Origin of the sequence: Acidovorax sp. LjRoot129 (assembly GCF_964253765.1) — a bacterium.
GTDB lineage: Bacteria > Pseudomonadota > Gammaproteobacteria > Burkholderiales > Burkholderiaceae_C > Acidovorax.
The window spans coordinates 4,956,428-4,978,028 of sequence record NZ_CAXUSE020000001.1 but is presented as its reverse complement, the minus strand read 5'-3'; the positions used below and the strand labels follow the sequence as shown (position 1 = coordinate 4,978,028).

At 66.2% G+C, this 21,601-nt stretch carries 18 protein-coding genes; 13 read left to right on the top strand and 5 right to left on the bottom strand.

All coding sequences use genetic code 11. The features are described 5' to 3' along the window. Positions 1–226: 226 nt before the first annotated feature. The gene (locus ACSQ3Q_RS22775; RefSeq protein WP_436136583.1) at positions 227–2,455 is read right to left on the bottom strand and encodes a malate synthase G; all 2,229 of its coding nucleotides are present in this window, start codon (positions 2,453–2,455) and stop codon (positions 227–229) included. A gap of 410 nt (positions 2,456–2,865) precedes the next feature. Here ACSQ3Q_RS22775 and ACSQ3Q_RS22770 point away from each other — a divergent pair, with 410 nt between their 5' ends. The 5 genes from ACSQ3Q_RS22770 to ACSQ3Q_RS22750 all read left to right on the top strand — a co-directional run bounded on the left by ACSQ3Q_RS22770 (position 2,866) and on the right by ACSQ3Q_RS22750 (position 8,164). Beyond that, complete coding sequence (locus tag ACSQ3Q_RS22770; RefSeq protein WP_436136582.1) at positions 2,866–3,996, top strand: substrate-binding domain-containing protein; 1,131 nt, start codon at positions 2,866–2,868, stop codon at positions 3,994–3,996. Between the two features lie 53 nt (positions 3,997–4,049). Then, positions 4,050–5,726: an ATP-binding protein gene (locus tag ACSQ3Q_RS22765; protein WP_436136581.1), complete on the top strand. Its 1,677-nt coding sequence runs from the start codon at positions 4,050–4,052 to the stop codon at positions 5,724–5,726. A 60-nt stretch (positions 5,727–5,786) separates the two neighbouring features. Beyond that, positions 5,787–6,722 carry a LysR family transcriptional regulator gene (locus tag ACSQ3Q_RS22760; protein ID WP_436136580.1) on the top strand — a complete coding sequence of 312 codons (936 nt, stop codon included), beginning with the start codon at positions 5,787–5,789 and terminating at the stop codon, positions 6,720–6,722. A gap of 73 nt (positions 6,723–6,795) precedes the next feature. Next, positions 6,796–7,443, top strand: coding sequence for a DUF3016 domain-containing protein (locus ACSQ3Q_RS22755; RefSeq protein ID WP_436136579.1), 648 nt, complete (start codon positions 6,796–6,798; stop codon positions 7,441–7,443). Between the two features lie 73 nt (positions 7,444–7,516). Next, entirely contained in the window at positions 7,517–8,164 is a 648-nt protein-coding gene (locus ACSQ3Q_RS22750; RefSeq protein ID WP_436136578.1) for a response regulator, read from the top strand. Positions 8,165–8,383: 219 nt separating this feature from the next. On the opposite strand, the gene ACSQ3Q_RS22745 is transcribed toward ACSQ3Q_RS22750, so the two are convergent. After that, positions 8,384–11,092 (bottom strand): hybrid sensor histidine kinase/response regulator, encoded by a 2,709-nt coding sequence (locus ACSQ3Q_RS22745; protein ID WP_436136577.1) that lies wholly within the window; start codon positions 11,090–11,092, stop codon positions 8,384–8,386. A 236-nt stretch (positions 11,093–11,328) separates the two neighbouring features. On the opposite strand from ACSQ3Q_RS22745, the gene ACSQ3Q_RS22740 reads away from it, so the two are divergent. Continuing rightward, positions 11,329–12,708 (top strand): dicarboxylate/amino acid:cation symporter, encoded by a 1,380-nt coding sequence (locus ACSQ3Q_RS22740; RefSeq protein ID WP_436136576.1) that lies wholly within the window; start codon positions 11,329–11,331, stop codon positions 12,706–12,708. Positions 12,709–12,924: 216 nt separating this feature from the next. Beyond that, on the top strand, positions 12,925–13,371 hold the full coding sequence (locus ACSQ3Q_RS22735; protein ID WP_436136575.1) for a DUF2214 family protein: 447 nt from the start codon (positions 12,925–12,927) through the stop codon (positions 13,369–13,371). A 108-nt stretch (positions 13,372–13,479) separates the two neighbouring features. On the opposite strand, the gene ACSQ3Q_RS22730 is transcribed toward ACSQ3Q_RS22735, so the two are convergent. Both ACSQ3Q_RS22730 and ACSQ3Q_RS22725 read right to left on the bottom strand, forming a co-directional pair. Further along, entirely contained in the window at positions 13,480–13,782 is a 303-nt protein-coding gene (locus ACSQ3Q_RS22730; RefSeq protein WP_436136574.1) for a PsiF family protein, read from the bottom strand. A gap of 101 nt (positions 13,783–13,883) precedes the next feature. After that, positions 13,884–14,408: a hypothetical protein gene (locus ACSQ3Q_RS22725; protein ID WP_436136573.1), complete on the bottom strand. Its 525-nt coding sequence runs from the start codon at positions 14,406–14,408 to the stop codon at positions 13,884–13,886. A gap of 121 nt (positions 14,409–14,529) precedes the next feature. Here ACSQ3Q_RS22725 and argS point away from each other — a divergent pair, with 121 nt between their 5' ends. The 6 genes from argS (at position 14,530) to ACSQ3Q_RS22695 (ending at position 20,962) form a co-directional block, all read left to right on the top strand. Further along, positions 14,530–16,308: an arginine--tRNA ligase gene (argS, locus tag ACSQ3Q_RS22720; RefSeq protein ID WP_436136572.1), complete on the top strand. Its 1,779-nt coding sequence runs from the start codon at positions 14,530–14,532 to the stop codon at positions 16,306–16,308. Positions 16,309–16,323: 15 nt separating this feature from the next. Next, complete coding sequence (locus tag ACSQ3Q_RS22715; RefSeq protein WP_436136571.1) at positions 16,324–16,977, top strand: SPOR domain-containing protein; 654 nt, start codon at positions 16,324–16,326, stop codon at positions 16,975–16,977. A 76-nt stretch (positions 16,978–17,053) separates the two neighbouring features. Then, complete coding sequence (locus ACSQ3Q_RS22710) at positions 17,054–17,710, top strand: thiol:disulfide interchange protein DsbA/DsbL (protein WP_436136570.1); 657 nt, start codon at positions 17,054–17,056, stop codon at positions 17,708–17,710. A 121-nt stretch (positions 17,711–17,831) separates the two neighbouring features. Beyond that, a complete protein-coding gene (gene lptA, locus ACSQ3Q_RS22705; protein ID WP_436136569.1) occupies positions 17,832–18,488 on the top strand; it encodes a lipopolysaccharide transport periplasmic protein LptA in 657 nt (218 codons plus the stop codon). Continuing rightward, positions 18,485–19,267: an LPS export ABC transporter ATP-binding protein gene (gene lptB / locus ACSQ3Q_RS22700; protein ID WP_436136568.1), complete on the top strand. Its 783-nt coding sequence runs from the start codon at positions 18,485–18,487 to the stop codon at positions 19,265–19,267. The genes lptA and lptB overlap by 4 nt, the downstream gene beginning before the upstream one ends. A 99-nt stretch (positions 19,268–19,366) precedes the next feature. Further along, positions 19,367–20,962, top strand: coding sequence for an RNA polymerase factor sigma-54 (locus ACSQ3Q_RS22695; RefSeq protein WP_436136567.1), 1,596 nt, complete (start codon positions 19,367–19,369; stop codon positions 20,960–20,962). Between the two features lie 66 nt (positions 20,963–21,028). Here ACSQ3Q_RS22695 and ACSQ3Q_RS22690 read toward each other — a convergent pair whose 3' ends face one another. Then, complete coding sequence (locus tag ACSQ3Q_RS22690; RefSeq protein WP_436136566.1) at positions 21,029–21,505, bottom strand: glutaredoxin domain-containing protein; 477 nt, start codon at positions 21,503–21,505, stop codon at positions 21,029–21,031. Positions 21,506–21,601 lie beyond the last annotated feature (96 nt).

Sequence of the window (21,601 nt, the reverse complement as noted above, 5' to 3'; positions counted from 1 at the left end):
TGGTCGCGACCACTACTACGGCTGCGACGAGGCTCTGAATGAATATCGGGCAGCGCCATCAGCTGTCTCGCCAGTGCCGTCTTCACGAGAGGACGGATGCTTCTATTGCCCAAATTTGAAGCAAAAATAGCTGCTGGCGCTTGCTATATAAGCGCTAGCAGCTATCAATTCAGGAGCGATCCATGATCGGCGACCGCAACGCGGCCCCGAACCGATCACCTCAGCCTCAAGCAGCCTGTACGGCCCCCTTGAGCTTCAATCGCCAAGCGTGCAGCAGGGGTTCGGTGTAGCCGCTGGGCTGCTCTTTCCCCTTGAAGACCAGATCACAAGCCGCCTTGTACGCCATGCTGGTGTCGAAGTGGCCGGCCATGGACTGGTACAGCGCGTCGCCCGCGTTCTGGCCGTCCACCACCGCCGCCATGCGCTCGAAAGTTTCGCGCACCTGCGCTTCGGTCACCACGCCGTGCAGCAGCCAGTTGGCCATGTGCTGGCTGCTGATGCGCAGCGTGGCGCGGTCTTCCATCAGGCCCACGTTGTGGATGTCGGGCACTTTGGAGCAGCCCACGCCCTGGTCCACCCAGCGCACCACGTAGCCCAGGATGCCCTGGGCGTTGTTGTCCAGCTCCTGCTGCTTCTCAGCGTCGCTCCAGTTCGGGTTCGCGCTCACCGGCACGGTGAGCAGGCCGGTCAGCAGGTTGTCGCGCTCGGCGTTCACGTCGGTCTTTTCCAGCTCGATCTGGATGTCGCTCACCTTGACCTGGTGGTAGTGCAGCGCGTGCAGCGTGGCGCCGGTCGGGCTCGGCACCCAGGCGGTATTGGCGCCCGCCTTGGGGTGGGCGATCTTTTGCTTGAGCATTTCGGCCATCAGGTCGGGCATGGCCCACATGCCCTTGCCGATCTGCGCCTTGCCGCGCAGGCCGCACGACAGGCCCACCAGGACGTTGTTCTTCTCGTACGACTGGATCCAGGCGCTGGTCTTCATGTCGCCCTTGCGCACCATAGGGCCGGCGTGCATGGCGGTGTGCATCTCGTCGCCGGTGCGGTCCAGGAAGCCGGTGTTGATGAAGGCTACGCGGGCCGATGCGGCGGCGATGCAGGCCTTCAGGTTGACGGACGTGCGGCGCTCCTCGTCCATGATGCCCAGCTTCACGGTGTTGGCAGGCAGGCCCAGCAGTTGTTCCACGCGGCCGAACAGGTCGCTCGCGAAGGCTACTTCGGCGGGGCCGTGCATCTTCGGCTTGACGATGTAGACGCTGCCCTTGCGGGAGTTGCGGATGCCGTCTTTGCCGTGCCCTTGCAGGTCGTGCAGCGCGATGGCCGTGGTCACTACCGCGTCCATGATGCCTTCAGGGATCTCGCGCATCTGGCCCTGCGCGTCGGTCCACAGGATGGCCGGGTTGGTCATCAGATGGCCCACATTGCGCAGGAACATGAGCGAGCGGCCATGCAGGCGCACTTCGCCACCGGCAGGGCCGGTATAGACGCGGTCAGGGTTCAGCCCGCGCGTGATGGTCTTGCCGCCCTTGGCGACCTGCTCGGTCAGCGTGGCCTGGATGATGCCCAGCCAGTTGCTGTAGCCCAGCACCTTGTCCTCGGCGTCCACGGCGGCCACGGAGTCTTCCAGGTCCAGGATGGTGGACAGGGCTGCTTCCAGCACCAGGTCGCTCACGCCCGCCGCATCGGATTGCCCGATGGGCGTGGAACGGTCGATCTGGATATCGAGGTGCAGGCCGTTGTGCTGCAGCAGCACCGACTTGGGCGCTGCCGCATCGCCCTGGTAGCCCTTGAACTGCGATGGGGCCTTGAGGCCCGTGGTGCCGCCATTGGCAAGAGACACCACCAGCTGGCCGCCTTCGACCTTGTAGCCGGTCGAATCCTTGTGCGAGCCCGTGCTCAGCGGTGCCGTGTCGTCCAGCACCTGGCGTGCAAACGCGATCACCTTGGCGCCGCGCACCGGGTTGTAGCCCTTGCCCCTCTCGGCGCCGCCTTCTTCACTGATGGCGTCCGTGCCGTACAGCGCGTCGTACAGGCTGCCCCAGCGCGCGTTGGCGGCGTTCAGTGCATAGCGTGCGTTCAGGATGGGCACCACCAGCTGTGGGCCGGCCTGGGTGGCCAACTCGTCGTCCACGTTGGCCGTGGTGGCCTTGACGTCGGCGGGCTGGGGCACCAGGTAGCCGATCTTTTCGAGAAAACCGCGGTAGGCCACCATGTCCTTGATGGGGCCGGGGTTGGCCTTGTGCCAGGTGTCAAGCTCGGTCTGCAGGCGGTCGCGCTCGGCCAGCAGGGCGATGTTGCGCGGGGCCAGGTCGGCCACGATGGCGTCGAACCCCTTCCAGAAGGCCGCGGCATCGACACCCGTGCCGGGCAGCACCTTGTCTTCGACAAAGCGGTACAGGGAGGTGGCCACTTGCAGGCCGGACGCGGTGGTGCGGGGAGAGGCGGATGCGTTGGACATGGGGAGTGCCTTTTCAGAAATGGAGAGGGATTGCCGGCGCTGCAGGCTATGGAAGTACTTTATTCCATCCTTTGTGAGCCACTATATGGATGAATATCAATCTATTTGCGACCAAATTGAGGGTATTGCAGCCTGCGCGGTGGCCAGCCGTGCCAACATTTCCTCCGCACGATGGGATGTTTGGCCTCGGACATCTCGCAGGGTGGCCGCAAAGCCACATCGCCCTGTGACGGGGGCAGCGAACCGTTGAAATGGGCGCCCGGCCCGTGCAACGCAATGCACCATGCGGTTTCGAAGGCATGGACGAGCACAGGGTGGTATGGCCTGATGCTATGAAAAGAATAGCATTGTGTAGTGACTTTGCCCTTCCACACGTATAAAGTGAACGCAACTCTTCCGAGGGATTTCGCATGTCGTACGCCGCGCGGTTGTGGGTAGGTTTGTCCTTCGGGTGGTATCTGGCGGGGTTGCATCCTGTGCATGCGCAAGCGCCGAGCCCAGCGCCTTCTGTGGAGCTGCGGCTGGATGACATGCGCCAAATGGTGGCCAACGCCAGCAAGCATGGAGTGCCCTGGAGCGGCCCGCAATCGGGCCCCGCAGCGCACCCCGGCGCCACCATCGCGATCATCAGCGAGGATTTGCGAAACGGCGGCATTCTTGGCGTGAGCAAAGGTATCCAGGAAGCCGCCAAGACGATTGGCTGGAAAACCAAAATCTATGACGCCAGCGGTACCCCCGCGGGACGCGCGGGGGCACTCACGGCGGCATTGGCCTTGAACCCCGACGGAGTCATCCTGGTGGGGGTCGACGTGAAGGAAGTCCGGGCCCAACTCAGTCCCTTCGAGGGGCGCAAAATTCCCATGGTGGGCTGGCACGTCGGGCCCACCGCGGGCCCTATTGCAGGCAGTCCGATCGCCATGAATGTGTCTACCGACCCCCTGGAGGTTGCGCGCATCACGGCCATGGCCGCCGTGGTGGCGTCAAATGGCCGCGCGGGCGTGGTCCTGTTCACGGACAGCAATTTCGAGATTGCCATGGCCAAGTCCAACGCCATGGCAGACGTTATCCGGGCCTGCAAAACTTGCAGCTTGCTGGAGATCAAGGACGTGGCGATTTCCAAAAGCGCGGAGTTGATGCCCGCAACGACCCAGGACCTGCTGGCGCGCCACGGCACGCGGTGGACCCATGCGTTGGCCATCAACGATATTTACTTTGACTATGCGGCGCCCGAGCTGACACGCGCGGGTAAATTGAGCAAAAGCATCAGCATGCTGTCCGCGGGTGACGGGAGCGCGGCCGCTTTTTTGCGCATCCGGGCCGGTACCTTCCAGACGGGTACGGTGTCCGAACCGCTCAACCTCCATGGCTGGCAGCTGATCGATGAATTGAACCGGTTGCTGGCCCGCCAGCCGGTCAGCGGCTACGTGGTGCCGGTGCACCTGGTGACGCCTGACAACATCGCTTTTGACGGCGGCGGCCAGCACCAGTACGACCCGGACAATGGTTACCGCACCATCTATCGCCGCATTTGGAAACGTTGACAACAGGCGCGTTGAAATCGGCGATCAATATGGCCCTGCGGCTGCCCCGCTCCTTGCGCAACCAATTCATATTGGCGGTCGCAGCGCTCGCGCTCCTGATCCTCGCGGGTGGCGTGACCGCCGTGTATGCCCTGCATGTCAACACCAGCGCCACCCAGGTCCTGGTCGACAAGCGCCTGGGGCAGATGAAGGACGCGCAGGAACTGGTTCGGCGCACCCTGTTGATTGAGCGCGAAGCCTACCAATTGTCGACGGCCGGGTCGGGCCAGGAGATGCGCGCCAGCTATGCAGACATCCTGGAGCACCTGACATCGTTTGACCAGACCGTAGAGCGGCTGGCGGCTGCCGATGACGATCTGGGTGTGCTGGATCTGCACCAGTCCGGCCAGTTGTTCCGCAACACCGTGAATATCGTCGGGCAGCTGCGCGAAAGCGAGTTCAGCGCGGCAGGAACATCGCCCACGCAGAGCGCCCCGTCCCAGCCGCAGTTTCACGCCGAACTGCGCGGTCAGGCGGGCCAGATGGTGCAAGCCACCCAAGCCCAGTCGGAGCGGGTCACCCAGGCGTACCGCGAGGCCATGCTGGCATTGGCGGAAACCTCCCAGAAGAACCAACGCTGGGTCACGGTTCTGCTATCGGCCAGCCTGTTGCTGGCGTGGCTGGTAGCCCAGAGGTTTCTGGGCAAGCATGTGCTGGCGCGCCTGGAGCTGGTGAGCGCAAGCTTGCGCAAGACGGACATTGGGGAAGGCGAATTCGTGGTCCCGGTGCAGGGCCGTGATGAGATTGGCGCCATGGCGCGCGCCGTAGAGCAGTTTCAGGAAGACCGCAGGCAGCTGGCACTGGCCAACGCAGCGCTGCTGGTGGAACGGGCCCGCCAGGAAGAACTCATTGGCAAATTGGCCCAGGCCCACAGCCAACTGCTGCAGTCCGAAAAGCTGGCGTCCATCGGCCAGCTGGCAGCCGGGGTTGCGCACGAAATCAACAACCCCGTCGCCTTTGTCAATTCGAACCTGGGCACCTTGCGGGGCTATGTGGAAGACCTTTTCAAGACCCTGGCTGCGTATGAGCAGAGCGAGAAGGAATTGAGCCCGGCCACGCAAAAAGCCATGGACGATTTGAAGCAGCAGATTGACCTCGCCTATCTGCGCGAGGACATGGGCAGTTTGCTCAGCGAATCGATGGACGGCTTACAGCGGGTCAAGCGCATCGTGCAGGATCTGCGGGATTTCTCTCACGTCGATGACTCCGGCAAACAAATGGCCAGTCTGGAAACCGGCCTGGACAGCACGCTCAACGTCGTGTGGAGCGCGCTCAAGGACCGGGTCGAGGTGCGCAAGGAGTACGCAGGCATCCCCGAAATCGAATGCATCCCTTCGCAGATCAACCAGGTGTTCATGAACCTGCTGATCAATGCAGGCCAGGCCATCGACGGGCCGGGCAGCGTCACCCTGCGCACAGGCTCCGACAGCGTCCACGTGTGGGCAGAGGTGTGCGATTCAGGCAGCGGCATTGCGCCTGAGAACCTGGACCGAATCTTTGATCCGTTCTTCACCACGAAACCTGTGGGCACGGGCCCGGGGCTCGGCCTGTCCATTGCGTACGGTATCGTCAGCCGGCATGGCGGCCGCATCGAAGTCCACAGCGAACCGGGCACAGGCGCGACTTTCAGGGTGGTGCTGCCTCGTCAATCGGTCCTCTCGCTCGCACCGATCCCTTCAGAAACTGCCTGAACCCCGCTGTTTTCTGGCCGTTGTGCGACTGCAAGACGATGCCCATACCATCTCCACCCCATGGACAAGCTCAAGCAACTCGAATCCTTTGTGTCGGTGGCTGCGCGCGGCAGCCTGACGGCCGCGGCCAGGGCCGAAGGCGTGGCTCCCGCGATCATGGGGCGCCGGCTCGACGCGCTGGAAGAACGCCTGGGGGTGAAGCTGCTGATTCGCACCACCCGGCGCATCACGCTCACGCACGAGGGCAGCGCCTTTTTGGAAGATTGCCAGCGCATCATTGCCGATGTGGCCAATGCCGAAGCCAGCGTGAGCGCCGGGGGCGTGAAGGCGACCGGGCACCTGCGCATCACCGCCCCGGCGGGCTTTGGCCGCCGCCATGTGGCGCCGTTGGTGCCGCGCTTTCGCTCGGCGCACCCCGAGGTGACGATCTCGCTGAACCTCAGCGACCGCGTGGTGGACTTGGCCGGCGAAGGCTTTGACTGCGCGGTGCGCGTGGGCGACCTGCCTGACTCGTCGTTGGTGAGTGTGCGCATCGCCGACAACCGCCGCCTGTGTGTGGCCACGCCCGAATACCTGGCCCGGCGCGGCACCCCCCGCGCGCCGGCAGAACTGGTGCTGCACGACTGCCTCACGCTCTCCAGCGACGCATCGCAAACGCGCGGCTGGGCGTTCCGCGTGCCACACGCCGATGGTTCGACCGAGGTGATGCATCTGAAGCCCGGCGGGCCGCTCGATTGCTCCGACGGGCAGGTGCTGCACGACTGGTGCCTGGGCGGCTGGGGCATCGCCTGGCGCAGCACCTGGGAGGTCGAGGCCGAGATCGCTGCGGGCCGCCTGGCCGCGGTGCTGGAGGACTACGCCGCGCCGCCCAACGGCATTTACGTGGTGTTCCCCCAGCGCAAGCACCTGCCGCTGCGGGTACGGCTGTGGATCGAATACCTCAAGCACCAGTATGCGCAACCCGCGTTCTGGCGCGGCGCGGAGAACAACGCCTGATCGAACGGCGGTCGGTCCCCACACGACATCAACAGGCTTTTGGCGCAGCAAAGATGAAAGGCATGGAATGCGGATGACGACGTCGACAGGCTCCCGAGCGCCGCACGGTGCACCCAGCGTGAACAGCACCGCCAGCACGAACCGCGCACACGGCACGCCGCGCACGCACAGCCGGAACCCAGCCCTGCAACGCGCCCAGCACCATGTGCTGCCGCTCTTGGCCGCCTGCCTGATCGCTGGGTGCGCTGCCACGGGGCCCGAAGCACCACCCGCAGGCAGCAGTGCCCCGCCTGGCGCGGTGCGCATCACCTACGCCGACGCGGCAGGTCTTGCCGAGGCGCGCAACGCCCCGCGCGAGCCCGAGACAGTCCGCCGCGCCTGGCTGGACGCGCTGGCCCTGCACCTGGCCGAGCGCGCCGCGCCGCGGCTGCGCGAGGGCCAGCGGCTCGAGGTGCAGATCACCGACGCGCAGCGCGCCGGCGGCTTTGAACCCGGGCGCGGCCCAGAGGCCAGCGCAGTGCGCATCGTGCGCGACATCTACCCGCCACGCATCGACCTGCGCTTCAAGCTGCTCGGCGCGGATGGCGGGGTGCTGCGCGAGGGCACCCGCGCGCTGCGCGACAGCGGCTTTTTGATGCACGGTGGCCTGCGCTCCAGCGACCCGCTGCAGCACGAAAAGGCGCTGCTCGACGGCTGGATCGACAAGGAGTTCGCGCGGTAGCTGTGGATCGGGCCACCGCCTCAGGGTCAATGCGGTGGCTCCACACTTGGGCGCCGTGGCAGACTCGCCCTCCATGTCCGAGCCCACGCTCCTGGTCGCAGACGACCACCCCCTGTTCCGCGCCGCCGTGCTGCATGTGCTGCGCGAGCGCCTGCCGCAGTTCCGCACGCTGGAGGCGGCCAGTGCCGCCACGTTGGGCACGGCGCTGCAGGAGCACCCCGAGGTGGAGCTGGTGTTGCTGGACCTGAGCATGCCGGGGGCACGCGGCTTCTCGGCTCTGCTGCATGTGCGCGGCGAGTACCCCGAGGTCCCGGTGGTGGTCATCTCGTCCAACGACCACCCGCGCGTCATCCGCCGCGCGCAGCAGTTTGGCGCGGCAGGCTTTATCCCCAAGTCCGCGCCGGCCGAAGCGATGGGGGAAGCGATCGAAGCCGTGCTCGACGGCGGCAGCTGGTTCCCGCCCATGGCGGCCGAGCGCTCCGAGGCCGACGCCGAGCTGGCCGCGCGCCTGGCGCAGCTCACGCCGCAGCAGTTTCGCGTATTGCTGTGCCTGGCCGATGGGCTGCTCAACAAGCAGATCGCCGCCGTGCTGGGTGTGGCGGAGAACACGGTGAAGGTGCATGTCACCGCCATCCTCAAGAAGCTGGCCTGCTACAGCCGGACGCAGGCGGCGGTGCTGGTGAAAGGCCTGGAGGCGGAAGACGGCGGAGTGTCGGGCTGATGGGCGGCCGTTGGTGACGAGTTTTGATCGAAAAAGGCCGCTAGCGCTTGCATCTAAAGCGTTTGTAGCTATCGAAACTGTAGCAATCGGCCTTTCCTCATCAATGGGCGCGGCGCGACGCACAAGACGCAGTGCAAGGGCCACCCCGCCGCACAGGTGTCGTCCCCTGGCCCGCGGCGTGCAGCGCAGAGACGGAAAGGGTGGAGCCGCGCCAGCGGCTCAGGGGGATGAACCCTGTGTCAAACGCAACAACGTCTGGCTCATCAGCGCGCGCAGCGCCGGCGCCCGCACCGGCTTGGCCAGAAACCCCCAACCCCGCTCTGCGGCCTGCCGGCGCAGCGTGGCGTCGCGCTCGGCGGTGACGAGGATCACGGAGGGCGCCTGGCCCCAGCGCTCGCACAGCGCGGTGTAGACGTCCGGCCCGTGGTGCGTGGGGCCCAGGTGGACGTCGAGCAACACAAGCTGCGGCGCCTGGCCGGGCTGTGCGTGGGCCAGCGCCTCGGGCGCGCCCCCGGCCAGCGGCACCTGGCAGCCCCAGCGCTCCAGCAGGGCCCGGGTGGCGGCGCAGGTGGGGCCGTCGTCCTCGATCACCCAGGCGCTGCTGCCGTGCAGCGGAGCATCGTCCGCCGGTTGCAATGCAATGGCCGGTGCGGCCACTGGCGGCGGCGGATGCTGCAGCTGCACCGCAGCAGGGTCGCCCAGTGGCACACACACCCAGAACACACTGCCGCGCCCCAGTTGCGAGCGCAGCCCGATCTCGTGGCCCAGCACCCGGCCCAGGCGCTCGACGATGGCCAGGCCCAGGCCCGCGCCCCGGTTGTCGGCGCGGCCTTCGTCCAGGCGGCGGAACTCCTCGAAGATCTCGCGCTGCAGCGCCTCGGGGATGCCGGGGCCCTGGTCGTGCACTTCGATGCGAAGCTGGTCGCCACCGTGGCCAGCCACCCGGCGGCAGCCGACCACGATGCGCCCGCGCCGGCTGTAGCGGATGGCGTTGGAGACGAAGTTCTGCAGGATGCGGCGCAGCAGGTTTTCGTCGGTGCGCACCACGGCGCGCGTGGGCACGCAACTGAGTTTCAGGCCCTGGCTCTCAGCCAGCACGCCGAAGTTGTGCGCCAGCACCTGCAGCACCGGCCCCAGCGCCACATCGCGGATGTGCACGTCCAGCTGGCCCGATTCCATGCGCGAGATGTCGAGCAGGCTGCTCAGGATCGCATCCTGCGATGCGAGTGCCCCGTCGATGCTGTCCACCGTGCGCCGTTCGGCATCGCCCTGCAGGTGGCTGCGCAGCAAGGACGTGAACATGCGCGCGGCGTTCAGCGGCTGCAGCAGGTCGTGCACGGCGGCGGCGACAAAGCGGGTTTTATAGCGGTTGGCCTGCTCGGCCTCGCGCCGGGCGGCGTCCAGGTCGCGCGTGCGGTCGGCCACGCGCTGCTCCAGTGCATCGGCGAGCGAGCGCAGTTCGCGCGCGGCATTCTTGTAGCTCGTGATGTCGGCGTAGCTGGTCACGAAGCCGCCTTCGGGCAGCGGATTGCCGCGGATCTCCAGCACCGTGCCGTCGTCCTTGGCGCTTTCGTGCAGGTGCGGCGTGCCACTGCGCAGGTGGGCCAGGCGCCGCTCGATGGCTTCGTGCACCGGTCCGGGCCCGAGCAGGCCGCGGCGCGCGTTGTGGCGCAGCAAGTCGGCAATCGGCTGGCCCACGCGCATGAGGTCGCTCGGGAACCGAAACAGCTCGACATAGCGCGAGTTCCAGGCCACCAGCTTCAGGTCGGCATCGATGATGACCACGCCCTGCGGCAGGTGCTCCAGGCTGCGCGAGAGCCCCGTGTCGGTCTGCTGCGCGGCCTGTTGCGCCGCCTGCACGATGCCGTCCTGCGCGGTGCGCAGCTCCTGCGCATGCTGGTGCAACACGGTTTCCAGCTCCTGGCGGCTGCGTTGGCGCAGGTTGGCCAAGCGCTGGCGCTGGCGCACAAACAGCACCAGCAGGCCCAGAGCCAGCCAGCCGCCACCGCCGGCCGCCGCGGCCCAGCGGCTGTCGGCAATGCTGCTGTGCGTCTCGTGCACCAGGTGCAGCTGCCAGGGCGTGCCGGGCAGTGGCTGGCTTTGCCACAGCACGCGGCCGGGCAAGGCGGGCAGGTCGGACGATTCCATGCGCACCAGGCGCCCGCCGTTGTCCATGCGCTCGTCCACGCGCCACGCCAGCGGGCGCAGGGGCTGGTCGACATATTGCCGCGTGGCATTGAGCTCGCGGCGCTCCTCGTCGCCCAGCGGCTCCAGCAATCGGTAGCGCCACGCGTCCTGGCTGGCCAGAAACACCACACCGTGTGCGTCCGAGGCCAGCACGATGTCCGGTGTTTGCAGCCATTCGCGCTCGAGCTCCTGCAGCGCGATCTTGATGGCGATCAGCCCCAGCAGCTGGCCGCTGGCGTCGCGGATGGCCTGCGACAGAAAGTAGCCCGGCTCGCCCGTGGTCACGCCAATGCCGTAGAAGCTGCCGCGCCCCTGCGCCAGCGCCTGTTGCACGTAGGGGCGAAAGCTGTAGTCCACGCCCACGTTGCTGGTGGCGGTGCGCCAGTTGCTGGCCGCCACGGCCAGCCCTTCGTGGTTGAGCAGGGTGAGCGTGGACGACTGGCTGGCACCGTTGGCCTGCTCCAGCTTGAGGTTGAGCTGCTCCACCTCGGCCGGGCTCAGCGCGCGGCTCAGGGCGTCCTGCAGCTGCGCATCCAGCGCCAGGACCTCGGGCAGGGTGCGGTAGCGGTCGATGCGCTGCGCCAGCGTCTGCCCATACAGGGCCAGCTGGCGCTGCACGCTGTCGCTTTCGTCGTGCAGCGAGTGCTGCCACGCCCATTGCCCGGCCACGAACATGCTGCCGGCCATGCCGCCGAGCAGGATCAGCAGGGTCCAGAATTTGCGAAGGCGCGGCGTGGTCATGGGGCGGGAATACGGGGTGCCTGGAATGAGCCCAGGGCTGTGATGGTGGGGTCCGCAAGCGTGCCGCAGCCCGTTGGGGGACTAGGTGTTTTCCCTAGATTGGGGCGCGGCGCGCCCTCTGGCGGTGCCAGCGGCTAATACCAATAGGTTATCGGCCCAAACAGCGTGCGGCGGTACAAACGGCACCCTCGACGCACCCCGCTGGTGCAGTCACCGCGATCACAGGAGACAACCCCATGCACGCCTCTTACACCCCTTCGGCCCCCACCGCCCACCCCGTGCGGCTTCCGTTCTACCGGCAACTGTATTTCCAGGTGGTGGTCGCCATCGTTCTGGGCGTGCTGCTGGGGCATTTCGAGCCGGCCTACGGCGAGGCGCTCAAGCCGCTGGGCGATGCGTTCATCAAGCTCGTGAAGATGATCATCGCGCCGGTGATCTTTTTGACCATCGTGACTGGCATCGCCGGCATGTCGCAGCTCTCCACCGTGGGCCGCGTGTTCGCCAAGGCCATGGCGTACTTTCTGTTCTTCTCCACGCTGGCGCTGGTCGTGGGCCTGGTGGTGGCCAACGTGGTGCAGCCCGGCGCGGGCATGAACATCAACGTGGCCGACCTGGACCAGACGGCCGTGAAGACCTATGTGGCCAAGTCGCACGAGATGACACTCACCGGTTTTGCGCTGGACATCATCCCCAAGACGCTGGTCAGCCCCTTCGTGGGCGACAACATCCTGCAGGTGCTGCTGGTCGCTGTGCTCTTCGGCATTGCGCTGGCCATGGTGGGCGAAGCCGGCCGCCCCGTGCAGAACTTTCTGGAGGCGCTGACCACACCCGTGTTCAAGGTCGTGGGCATCGTGATGAAGGCCGCGCCCATCGGTGCGTTTGGCGCCATGGCGTTCACCATCGGCAAGTTCGGCCTGGGTTCGCTTGTCAATCTGGCCTGGCTGGTGGGCTCGTTCTACATCACCTCGCTGCTGTTCGTGCTCGTGATCCTGGGCTTCGTGTCGCGGCTGTGCGGCTTCTCGGTGCTCAAGCTGTGCCGCTACCTGAAGGCCGAGCTGATGCTGGTGCTGGGCACCTCGTCGTCCGAGTCGGCTTTGCCTTCGCTGATGGAAAAGATGGAAAAAGCCGGCTGCAGCAAGTCGGTGGTGGGCCTTGTCGTGCCCACGGGCTATTCCTTCAACCTGGACGGCACCAACATCTACATGACGCTGGCCGCACTGTTCATCGCCCAGGCCACCAACACCGAATTGACGCTGGGCCACCAGGTGGCGCTGCTCCTGGTGGCGATGCTCAGCTCCAAGGGCGCGGCCGGCGTGACCGGCGCGGGCTTCATCACCCTGGCCGCCACGCTGGCGGTGGTGCCCGAAGTGCCTGTGGCCGGCATGGCGCTGATCCTGGGCGTGGACCGCTTCATGAGCGAATGCCGCTCGCTCACCAACTTCATCGGCAATGCGGTGGCCACCGTGGTGGTCTCGCGCTGGGAAAACGCACTGGACCGTGACCGCCTGGACGCCGCGCTGAACGGCCAGCCATTGCCTGCACCCCTCACTGCAGCCAGCGCCCTGGTGGTGTCGCCGGACGTGCCCGTGGGCTCGGTCACCCCCACGGCGGCCTGATTCGCAGCCTCTGCCTTCTGGCGGGGCCATGGCGCGGTGCGGCCGAAAGGCCTGCACCGCGTTTTTCTTTGAGGGGTGGTTACCGGTGGGTGATGCTGCCAGCCGAACGCCCGCGCGGGCGGGGCTGCCGAGTGTGCCTCAAGCACAATGGCAGCGCCCTTGCCCTTGTGACGCACATCTGCACCAAGGCGCGGCGCACTACAAGGATCCCTCCCCATGACTCTCGAAGCCGTTCTGGCCGCCCTGCACCTGGTGGCCATCCTCACCTTTGTGGTCTTTTTGTCGAGCCAGGCGGCCCTGTGCCGCACCGAATGGCTCAATGCCGCCGTGGTCGAGCGGCTTGCGCGGCTGGATGTGATCTACGGCGTGGCCGGCACGCTGATGCTGGGCAGCGGCGTGGCGCGTGTGATTTGGGGCGTCAAGGGTGCGTCGTGGTACCTGTCGCAGCCCATGTTCCACCTCAAGATCGCCCTCGTGCTGGCGATGGTCATCATCTCGTTCTGGCCTTCGCTCGCGTTTCGCCGCTGGCGCCAGACCCTGCGCAGCACCGGGGCGCTGCCACCCGCGCAAGAGGTCGCCAACGTGCGCCGCCTGGTAATGATCCAGTCGCATGTACTGCCGGTCGTGGCGGTGATTGCGGTGTTCTGGGCGCGGGGCTGGTAGCGGCCTACCGTGGACGGAAGGGGCGTGTACAGACCGCCCTAAAAATCAAAAACCCGCCGGCGGTACGCTGGGCGGGTTTTTTGTGCCTTGCCGCAGGGGCGGCGGTGCTTAGCCCTTCAGGCATTCCTTCATGAAAGCCTTGCGCTCATCGCCTTTGAGCGTCTTGGCCTTTTCGTCGGCGTTGCATGTCTTCATCTTGGTCTGCTGCTTCTCTTGCTTGTTGGCAGACAGGCATTCCTTCATGAAAGCCTTGCGTTCGTCGCCTTTGAGCGTCTTGGCCTTTTCATCGGCGTTGCAGGTGGCCATCTTGGATTGCTGCTTGGTCGGCGCCTTGGCGTCTTCGGCGGCGTAAGCGTTTGCGCCCAGGGTCAGGGCCAGGCCGAGTGCAGTCAGGGAAATCAGCTGTTTCATGGAAGCTCCTGGAGTGAATGCGTTATAGGTGGGTCCCGGCGGGATTGCACCATAGAACGCCACGGGCGACAACGCAGCAATGGCGGGTCGCGCGCAGCGGTCTACTGCAGTGCGGACCTCCGTGGTACCGCGGCGGCGTGGTGGGCGCGCAAAGCCATCTGCACCTGTCGCGCGTCGTAGGCCAGGCCCCCCAGGAGGAACACCACGTCACCGCCCCGCTGCCAGCGCTGCAGGGTTTTGACGATCACGCCGATTGCCGACTCTGTACTGCTCGTGCGCAGCTTCACGCGGATGATGTTTTCGCTGATGTCCAGCAGCACCCGCTCCATCGCCTCCCATGGCACGGTGTGCGAGTCATCGTCGCGCAGGTCGGTAATGCCGGATTCGTCAATCACCACCGCAGGCTCCCGTTCGCGGTAGGCCTCCCAAGCCGAGCGGCCGAAGGTCCCCGCGATGCAAAACGAGCCGAACGCCCCGACCGAGCCGATGAGAGTCAGCAACTTGTTGTCGGCCGCATAAATCAGCAGCACCGAGTAGGCCAGGCACACGAGCATGAGCAGCGCAAAGGGCACCTGAAACAGCAGGGTCCAGCGGCGTCGGTACAGAAAAATGGGGCGAGGCTGCATGCGCAAATCTCCTGAGCCATGGCGGGGCGGCAGCATGTGCCGCGTGGGCATTGTCGCTGTGCCAGTCCGATCTGGGCAGTGCGTCCGGCGCCTTCGCCAAGCAGCCCCGTAAAATCCACCGATGCTCACCGCCAAAAATGAATTGCTCGCTGCGCTTGCAGCCGAGCTGGAAATCCTGTCCGAAGGCGCCGGCGCCAAGGCCGCGTTCGAATCCCCCAAGGTTGCGGCCCACGGCGATTTCGCCTGCACCGCCGCCATGCAACTGGCCAAGCCGCTCAAGCTCAACCCGCGTGCGCTGGGCGAGCAGCTCAAGGCTGCGTTGGAGGCCACGCCGGCCTTCCAGCGCTGGGTCGATGCGATCGAGATCGCGGGCCCCGGTTTTCTCAACATCCGCCTCAAGCCGGCCGCCAAGCAGGAAATCGTGCGTGAGGTGCTGGCCGCTGGCGAGCGCTTTGGCTACCAGCACGACAACGGTCGGCGCGTGCTGGTCGAGTTCGTCTCGGCCAATCCCACCGGGCCTTTGCACGTGGGCCACGGCCGCCAGGCGGCCCTGGGCGACGCGATCTGCAACCTGTTCGGCACCCAGGGCTGGAACGTGCACCGCGAGTTCTACTACAACGACGCGGGCGTGCAGATCCAGACGCTGACCACCAGCACCCAGCTGCGCGCCAAGGGCTTCAAGCCGGGCGACGAATGCTGGCCCACCGACCCGGACAACCCGGCCAGCAAGGCGTTCTACAACGGCGAATACATCCAGGAGATCGCCAACGACTTCCTTGCCAAGAAGACCGTTAAGGCCGACGACCGCGAGTTCACCGCCAGCGGCGATGTGGAGGATGTGGAATCCATCCGCCAGTTCGCTGTGGCCTACCTGCGCAACGAGCAGGACAAGGACCTGCAGGCCTTCAACCTGAAGTTCGACGAGTACTACCTGGAGTCGAGCCTGTACACCAGCGGCCGCGTGGACGCCACAGTCAACAAGCTCATCGCCAACGGCAAGACCTACGAGCAGGACGGCGCGCTGTGGCTGAAAAGCACGGACTACGGTGACGACAAGGACCGGGTCATGCGCAAGAAGGATGGCACGTACACCTACTTTGTGCCCGACGTGGCGTACCACATCGCCAAGTGGGAGCGCGGCTTCACCAAGGTCGTCAACATCCAGGGCACCGACCACCACGGCACCATCGCCCGCGTGCGCGCCGGGCTGCAGGCAGCGGATGTGGGCATTCCGCAGGGCTACCCCGACTACGTGCTGCACACCATGGTGCGCGTGGTCAAGGGCGGCGAAGAGGTCAAGATCAGCAAACGCGCGGGCAGCTACGTCACGCTGCGCGACCTGATCGAGTGGACCAGCAAGGACGCGGTGCGTTTCTTCCTGCTCAGCCGCAAGCCCGACACCGAATACACCTTCGACGTGGACCTGGCCGTCGCGCAGAACAACGACAACCCGGTGTACTACGTGCAGTACGCCCACGCACGCATCTGCTCGGTACTGTTGCGTGAACGGGGCTTTACCGAGGAAATCGTCACGGCCCAGGCCAACCTGCTGGCCCTCTCCGAGGAACAGGTGCGTGTGGAGCTGCTCGGCAAAGTGACTTCCGAGCTGTATGCGGCCGACTTGTCGTGCCTGGACAGTGCGCCCGCGCAGGCGCTGATGCTGCAGCTGGCCAAGTACCCCGAGATGCTCACGGCCGCCGCCGACGGCGAGGCGCCGCACGACGTCACCTTCTACCTGCGCGACCTGGCCGCCAGCTACCACAGCTACTACGACGCGGAACGCATCCTGGTGGACGACGAAGCCGTGAAGAAAGCGCGCCTGGCGCTGGTCGCGGCCACCGCGCAGGTATTGCACAATGGCCTGGCTGTGCTGGGCGTTTCGGCTCCAGCCAGAATGTAAGCAGCAACTTTCACTATGAAGAAACAACAGACGGGCGGAACCATCATCGGCTTTATCGTCGGTGTCATCGTGGGCCTTGGCGCCGCGCTGGCCGTGGCGGTGTATGTGACCAAGGTGCCCGTGCCCTTCCTCAACAAGGGCAGTGGCCGGGGCGTCGACATGGATGCCGCCGAGTCCCAGAAGAACAAGAACTGGGACCCAAACTCGCCGCTGTATGGCAAGAACCCGGCCCGCCCCGTGACCGCTGCAGCGTCTGCGCCTGCGTCGGCACCCGCTGCTGCCGCAGCCCCGGCCCCGGATGTGCGGGCCGCCGCCTCGGCGGCCAAGCCGGCCGCCAGCAAGCCTGAGCCCGCCAAGGCCGAAACCAAGCCCGGAGCTGACCCGCTCGGTGACCTGGCCGTGGCCAAGGCCGCAGCCAAGGGCAATTTGGACCCCTTCGATTACTTCGTGCAGGCCGGTGCCTTCCGCACGCAGGTCGACGCCGATGCCCAGCGCGCCAAGCTGGCCATGCTGGGCTGGGAGGCCCGCGTGAGCGAACGCGAACAAAACGGCCGGCCGGTCTTCCGCGTGCGGGTGGGCCCGTTTGCCAAGCGCGACGATGCCGAGCAGCTCAAGGAAAAGCTGGACGGCACGGGCGTGGAGTCGGCGCTGGTGCGCGTGCAGCGCTGATTCCCGTCAGCGCAGGCTGAACTTTTTCCGGGGGCGTGGCTCCCATCCCCCAGACCTGAACAGGAGAGTCTTTGTCATGAAACGCCGCGAGTTTTCTTTGTCCGCTGCCTCGGCAGTTGCCGCCACCGCCTTGACGCTGCCCGTCGCCACCCCCGCACTGGCGCAGGCCCGCCAGTTCAAGGAGGGCAAGGATTACCGGCGCCTGGACAAGCCTGTGGCGCCCGATGCCCCCGCCGGCAAGGTCGATGTGATCGAGTTCTTCTGGTACAGCTGCCCCCACTGCAACGCCTTTGAGCCCGTGCTGGACGCCTGGGTCAAGGCCGCACCCAAGGACCTCTCGATCCGCCGCATGCCCGTGGCGTTCAACGCCAGCTTTGTGCCCCAGCAAAAGCTTTACTACACGCTCGAAGGCATGGGCAAGCTCGAAGCCCTGCACGCCAAGGTGTTCCGCGCCGTGCATGTCGAAAAAGCCAAGCTCGCCAAGGACGATGAGATTTTTGCCTGGGTGGGCCAGCAGGGCGTGGACGTCGCCAAGTTCAAGGAGGTCTACAACTCCTTCACGGTGTCCAACCAGGTGCGCCGCGCATCGCAACTGCAGGACGCCTACGGCGTGGAAGGCGTGCCTTCGATGGGTGTGGCCGGCAAGTTCTACACCGACGGCACCATGGCCGGCAACATGCAGAACGTGCTCCAGGTGGTCGACCACCTGGCGGCCACGGCGCGCAAAGCCTGACGAATGATCGCCGGGCGCGTTGTCGCTCAGGCAGAGACCCCAACGAAAAGCCCGCAAGAGCGGGCTTTTTTCATGGGCGCCACACTTCGGTGGCTACAATGAACTGCAAGATTCGTGCCCTATGAACTACCGCATCCTCCCGACCCTCCTGCTCGTGGCCCTGGCCTCGCTCCATGGCGCTGCCCACGCCGAAAAGGCCGACCGCGCCAAGCCCATGAACATCGAGGCCGATGCGCTGCGCCACGATGAACTCAAGCAGACCAGCGTGTTTTCTGGCCGCGTGGTCATGACCAAGGGCTCCATCATCCTGCGCGGTGCGCGGCTGGACGTGCGCCAGGACTCTGATGGCTACCAGTACGGCGTGGTCACGGCAGAGCCCGGCAAACGCGCCTTCTTCCGCCAAAAGCGCGACACCGTGCCGGGCGCGCCGGACGAGTTCATCGAAGGCGAGGGTGAAACCATCGAGTACGACGGCAAGGCCGACAACGTGCGCTTCATTACCCGCGCAGAGCTGCGCCGCTACCGCGGCTCGGTGCTCAGCGACGAGATCACCGGTGCCGTGATCGTCTACAACAACCTCACCGACGTGTTCACCGTGGACGGCCAGCGCAAATCGTCGACCAACGCTGCTGGCGATGCGCCAGCCCCCGGCAGCCGGGTGCGCGCGGTGCTTGCACCCAAAGACCCGCCACCCGGCGCGGCCGCTCCCGAGGCAAATCCCGCCACGCCAGCGCCAGTGCTGCGCCCCAGCAATAGTCTCAGCGGTGGCTCCAAGTGAGCGCGCAGCCTGCCCATTCCGGCCCAGACTCGCAGGCCGGCAGCCGGCTTGAGGTGCAGCACCTCGCCAAGTCCTATGGCAGCCGCAAGGTCGTCAAGGACGTGTCGCTGGTCGTGCAAAAGGGCGAGGTCGTGGGGCTTCTGGGCCCCAACGGCGCCGGCAAGACCACCTCGTTCTACATGATCGTGGGCCTGGTGCGCAGCGACGCGGGCGACATCCGCATCGACGGCCAGTCGGTTGCCCACATGCCCATCCACCGCCGCTCGCGGCTGGGCCTGTCCTACCTGCCGCAAGAGGCGTCCATCTTCCGCAAGCTCTCAGTCGAAGAAAACGTGCGCGCCGTGCTTGAGCTGCAGCGCGGCGACGACGGCCAGCCGCTGGCGCGGGAGGCCATCGAAGACCGCCTCACGGCCCTGCTGCAAGAGCTTCGCGTAGACCATCTGCGCGCCTCGCCCGCCATGGCCCTGTCGGGCGGCGAGCGCCGCCGCGTGGAGATCGCGCGGGCGCTGGCCACCCAGCCGCGTTTCATCCTGCTGGACGAGCCGTTTGCCGGCATCGACCCCATCGCGGTGATCGAGATCCAGCGCATCATCGGTTTCCTCAAGGCGCGCGGCATCGGCGTGCTCATCACCGACCACAACGTGCGCGAGACGCTGGGCATCTGCGACCACGCCTTCATCATCAGCGACGGCCATGTGCTGGCGCAGGGCACCCCTTCCGAAATCGTCGACAACGCCGAAGTGCGCCGGGTGTACCTGGGCGAGCACTTCAGGATGTGACGGCATGGTGCCCACGCATGTTCATCGGGTGAAATCGCTGCCCAGCGGTGGCGGCTGGCCCGACAGCCGTCTCCACCGTCCGCCCGCATTCGAAACCGCATGAAGCCCGGTCTTTCGCTGCGCGTCTCGCAGCATCTTGCGCTGACGCCCCAACTGCAGCAATCCATCCGCCTGCTGCAGCTGTCCACGCTCGAGCTCTCGCAGGAAGTCGAGCAGATGCTCGACGAAAACCCGTTTCTGGAGCGCACCGCCGAAGAGGCGCCGCGCGAAGAGTTTGGCCTGGAGGCCGAGAACACGCCCGCACAGGCCGATGACTACAGTGTGGACGATGCTATTTTTTCAGGAGCTGTCAGCGCAAGTACAACAAGCGCTGAAGGCCAAAATGAGGCCGAAACCCCGCCTGCAGGCGGTGACGAGCCCGACTGGAGCGGCGACGGCACCGTCGAGATGGCGCCCAACGATGCCGAGTGGGGCGGCGATGCGCCCGCGCGCAACCGCAACGACTCCGAGGGCGACGAGGCCGACGCCACCGAACTCGCCCGCTCGCACGAATCCCTGACCGCTTTTTTGCACCGCCAGGCGCTGTCGCTGCGGCTGTCCGAGGTGGACTGCGCTGCGCTGCGTTTCCTCATCGAATCGCTGAACGACGACGGGTACCTGGAAGACCCGCTCGAAGAGCTGGCCGCGGCCCTGGCCGGCCCTGAAGACCTGGAGCAGATCGAAGAACTGGTGCACCGGTTCACCGTGGCCCTGCGCCTGCTGCAGAGCTTGGAGCCGGTGGGCGTGGGCGCGCGCAACCTGGCCGAGTGCCTCACGCTGCAGCTCAAGGCGCTGGACGCTGACGAAGAGGGCGACCCCGACGTCGTGCAGACGGCGCTGGCCATCTGCAAGCAGCCGCTGGAGATGCTGGCCCGGCGCGACGTGCGCCGCCTCACCCTGCTGTGCAGTGACGGCGGAGCCAGTGGCGAGGAGCGCACCCGCGCCGCCATGTCGCTGATTGCCCGGCTGGAGCCACGCCCGGGCCGCAAGTTCGTGGACGTGGAGCGCAACATCATCGTGCCCGACGTGATCGTGCGCAAAGCCGGGCGCGCCAACGGCCGCGACGGCCAGCACAACTTCATCGTGGCGCTGAACCCCGACGTGATGCCCCGCCTGCGAGTGCACGACATCTACGCCGGCGCGCTGCGCGGCCACAAAGGCGGCGAAGGCCACCAGGGCATGCAGCAGCGCCTGCAAGAGGCGCGCTGGTTCATCAAGAACATCCAGCAGCGCTTCGACACCATCCTGCGGGTCTCGCGCGCCATCGTCGAGCGGCAAAAGAACTTCTTCACCCACGGTGAGCTGGCCATGCGCCCGCTGGTGCTGCGCGACATTGCCGACGAGCTGGGCCTGCACGAATCGACCATCAGCCGCGTGACCACGGCCAAGTACATGTCGACGCCCATCGGCACCTACGAACTCAAGTATTTCTTTGGCTCAGGCCTGGGCACCGAGACGGGCGGCAATGCATCGAGCACGGCCGTGCGCGCGCTGATCAAGCAGTTTGTCGCGGCGGAGAGCGCGACCAAACCGCTGTCGGACAGCCAGATTGCCGAAATGCTCAAGGAACAAGGCATCGAATGCGCGCGCCGCACCGTGGCCAAATACCGCGAGGCGCTCAAGATCGCGCCGGCCAACCTGCGCAAGGCGCTGTAAGGGGCGAGGCAGGGGCCAGGGCCCAGAGCGGCGCTTTCGCCTGCTCAGGTTGTGGCGAGCGCTGCGCTACTTGCGCGCCATAAACACCGCGTCATACGCCTGCGGCGTAAACCCCGAGATCTTCTGCCCCTGGGTCAGCAACACCGGGATGCCGCGCACGCCCAGCTGGCTGAAGGCGGTTTTGCCCGCCGGGGTGTCGATGTCCAGTTCGCGGTACGCAATGCCTTTGCCCGCCATGTATGCCTTGGCGGCAGTGCAGTAGCCACACCACTTGGCCATATAGAGCACCACCTCCCCACGTGCCTGGGCGACTGGGGCGACCGGGGCGGCCCCCGGTGCTGGAGCGGCGCCCGGCACCACGCTCACGGGCAGGCTCTCGAGTTTCAACGTCTTCTCGACCGTGCCTGTCACCGGCGGCTTGTCGCTGTAGACCACGCGGCCGTCCGCGCCCACGGATTTGTAGAGCGTTTGCGCGCTGGCGGACCCCAGGCAGGCGGCCAGCAAGGATGCGATGAGCAGCAGGCTCGGGACGAAGGGGCGCATGGACAGCTCCGGTGAAATCGGTTGGCCCAGAGCATAAGGGAGCGCATGGGGCGCAGTACCGCGCCCATCGTTGTGCCGCGTGCCGGCCCCCATGGT

Bases quoted from the DNA above. Each gene is read 5' to 3' on its own strand.
- ACSQ3Q_RS22775 (WP_436136583.1), bottom strand. From the start codon at position 2,455: ATGTCCAACGCATCCGCCTCTCCCCGCACCACCGCGTCCGGCCTGCAA.
- ACSQ3Q_RS22770 (WP_436136582.1), top strand. From the start codon at position 2,866: ATGTCGTACGCCGCGCGGTTGTGGGTAGGTTTGTCCTTCGGGTGGTAT.
- ACSQ3Q_RS22760 (WP_436136580.1), top strand. From the start codon at position 5,787: ATGGACAAGCTCAAGCAACTCGAATCCTTTGTGTCGGTGGCTGCGCGC.
- ACSQ3Q_RS22755 (WP_436136579.1), top strand. From the start codon at position 6,796: ATGACGACGTCGACAGGCTCCCGAGCGCCGCACGGTGCACCCAGCGTG.
- ACSQ3Q_RS22750 (WP_436136578.1), top strand. From the start codon at position 7,517: ATGTCCGAGCCCACGCTCCTGGTCGCAGACGACCACCCCCTGTTCCGC.
- ACSQ3Q_RS22745 (WP_436136577.1), bottom strand. From the start codon at position 11,092: ATGACCACGCCGCGCCTTCGCAAATTCTGGACCCTGCTGATCCTGCTC.
- ACSQ3Q_RS22740 (WP_436136576.1), top strand. From the start codon at position 11,329: ATGCACGCCTCTTACACCCCTTCGGCCCCCACCGCCCACCCCGTGCGG.
- ACSQ3Q_RS22735 (WP_436136575.1), top strand. From the start codon at position 12,925: ATGACTCTCGAAGCCGTTCTGGCCGCCCTGCACCTGGTGGCCATCCTC.
- ACSQ3Q_RS22730 (WP_436136574.1), bottom strand. From the start codon at position 13,782: ATGAAACAGCTGATTTCCCTGACTGCACTCGGCCTGGCCCTGACCCTG.
- ACSQ3Q_RS22725 (WP_436136573.1), bottom strand. From the start codon at position 14,408: ATGCAGCCTCGCCCCATTTTTCTGTACCGACGCCGCTGGACCCTGCTG.
- argS (WP_436136572.1), top strand. From the start codon at position 14,530: ATGCTCACCGCCAAAAATGAATTGCTCGCTGCGCTTGCAGCCGAGCTG.
- ACSQ3Q_RS22715 (WP_436136571.1), top strand. From the start codon at position 16,324: ATGAAGAAACAACAGACGGGCGGAACCATCATCGGCTTTATCGTCGGT.
- ACSQ3Q_RS22710 (WP_436136570.1), top strand. From the start codon at position 17,054: ATGAAACGCCGCGAGTTTTCTTTGTCCGCTGCCTCGGCAGTTGCCGCC.
- lptA (WP_436136569.1), top strand. From the start codon at position 17,832: ATGAACTACCGCATCCTCCCGACCCTCCTGCTCGTGGCCCTGGCCTCG.
- ACSQ3Q_RS22695 (WP_436136567.1), top strand. From the start codon at position 19,367: ATGAAGCCCGGTCTTTCGCTGCGCGTCTCGCAGCATCTTGCGCTGACG.
- ACSQ3Q_RS22690 (WP_436136566.1), bottom strand. From the start codon at position 21,505: ATGCGCCCCTTCGTCCCGAGCCTGCTGCTCATCGCATCCTTGCTGGCC.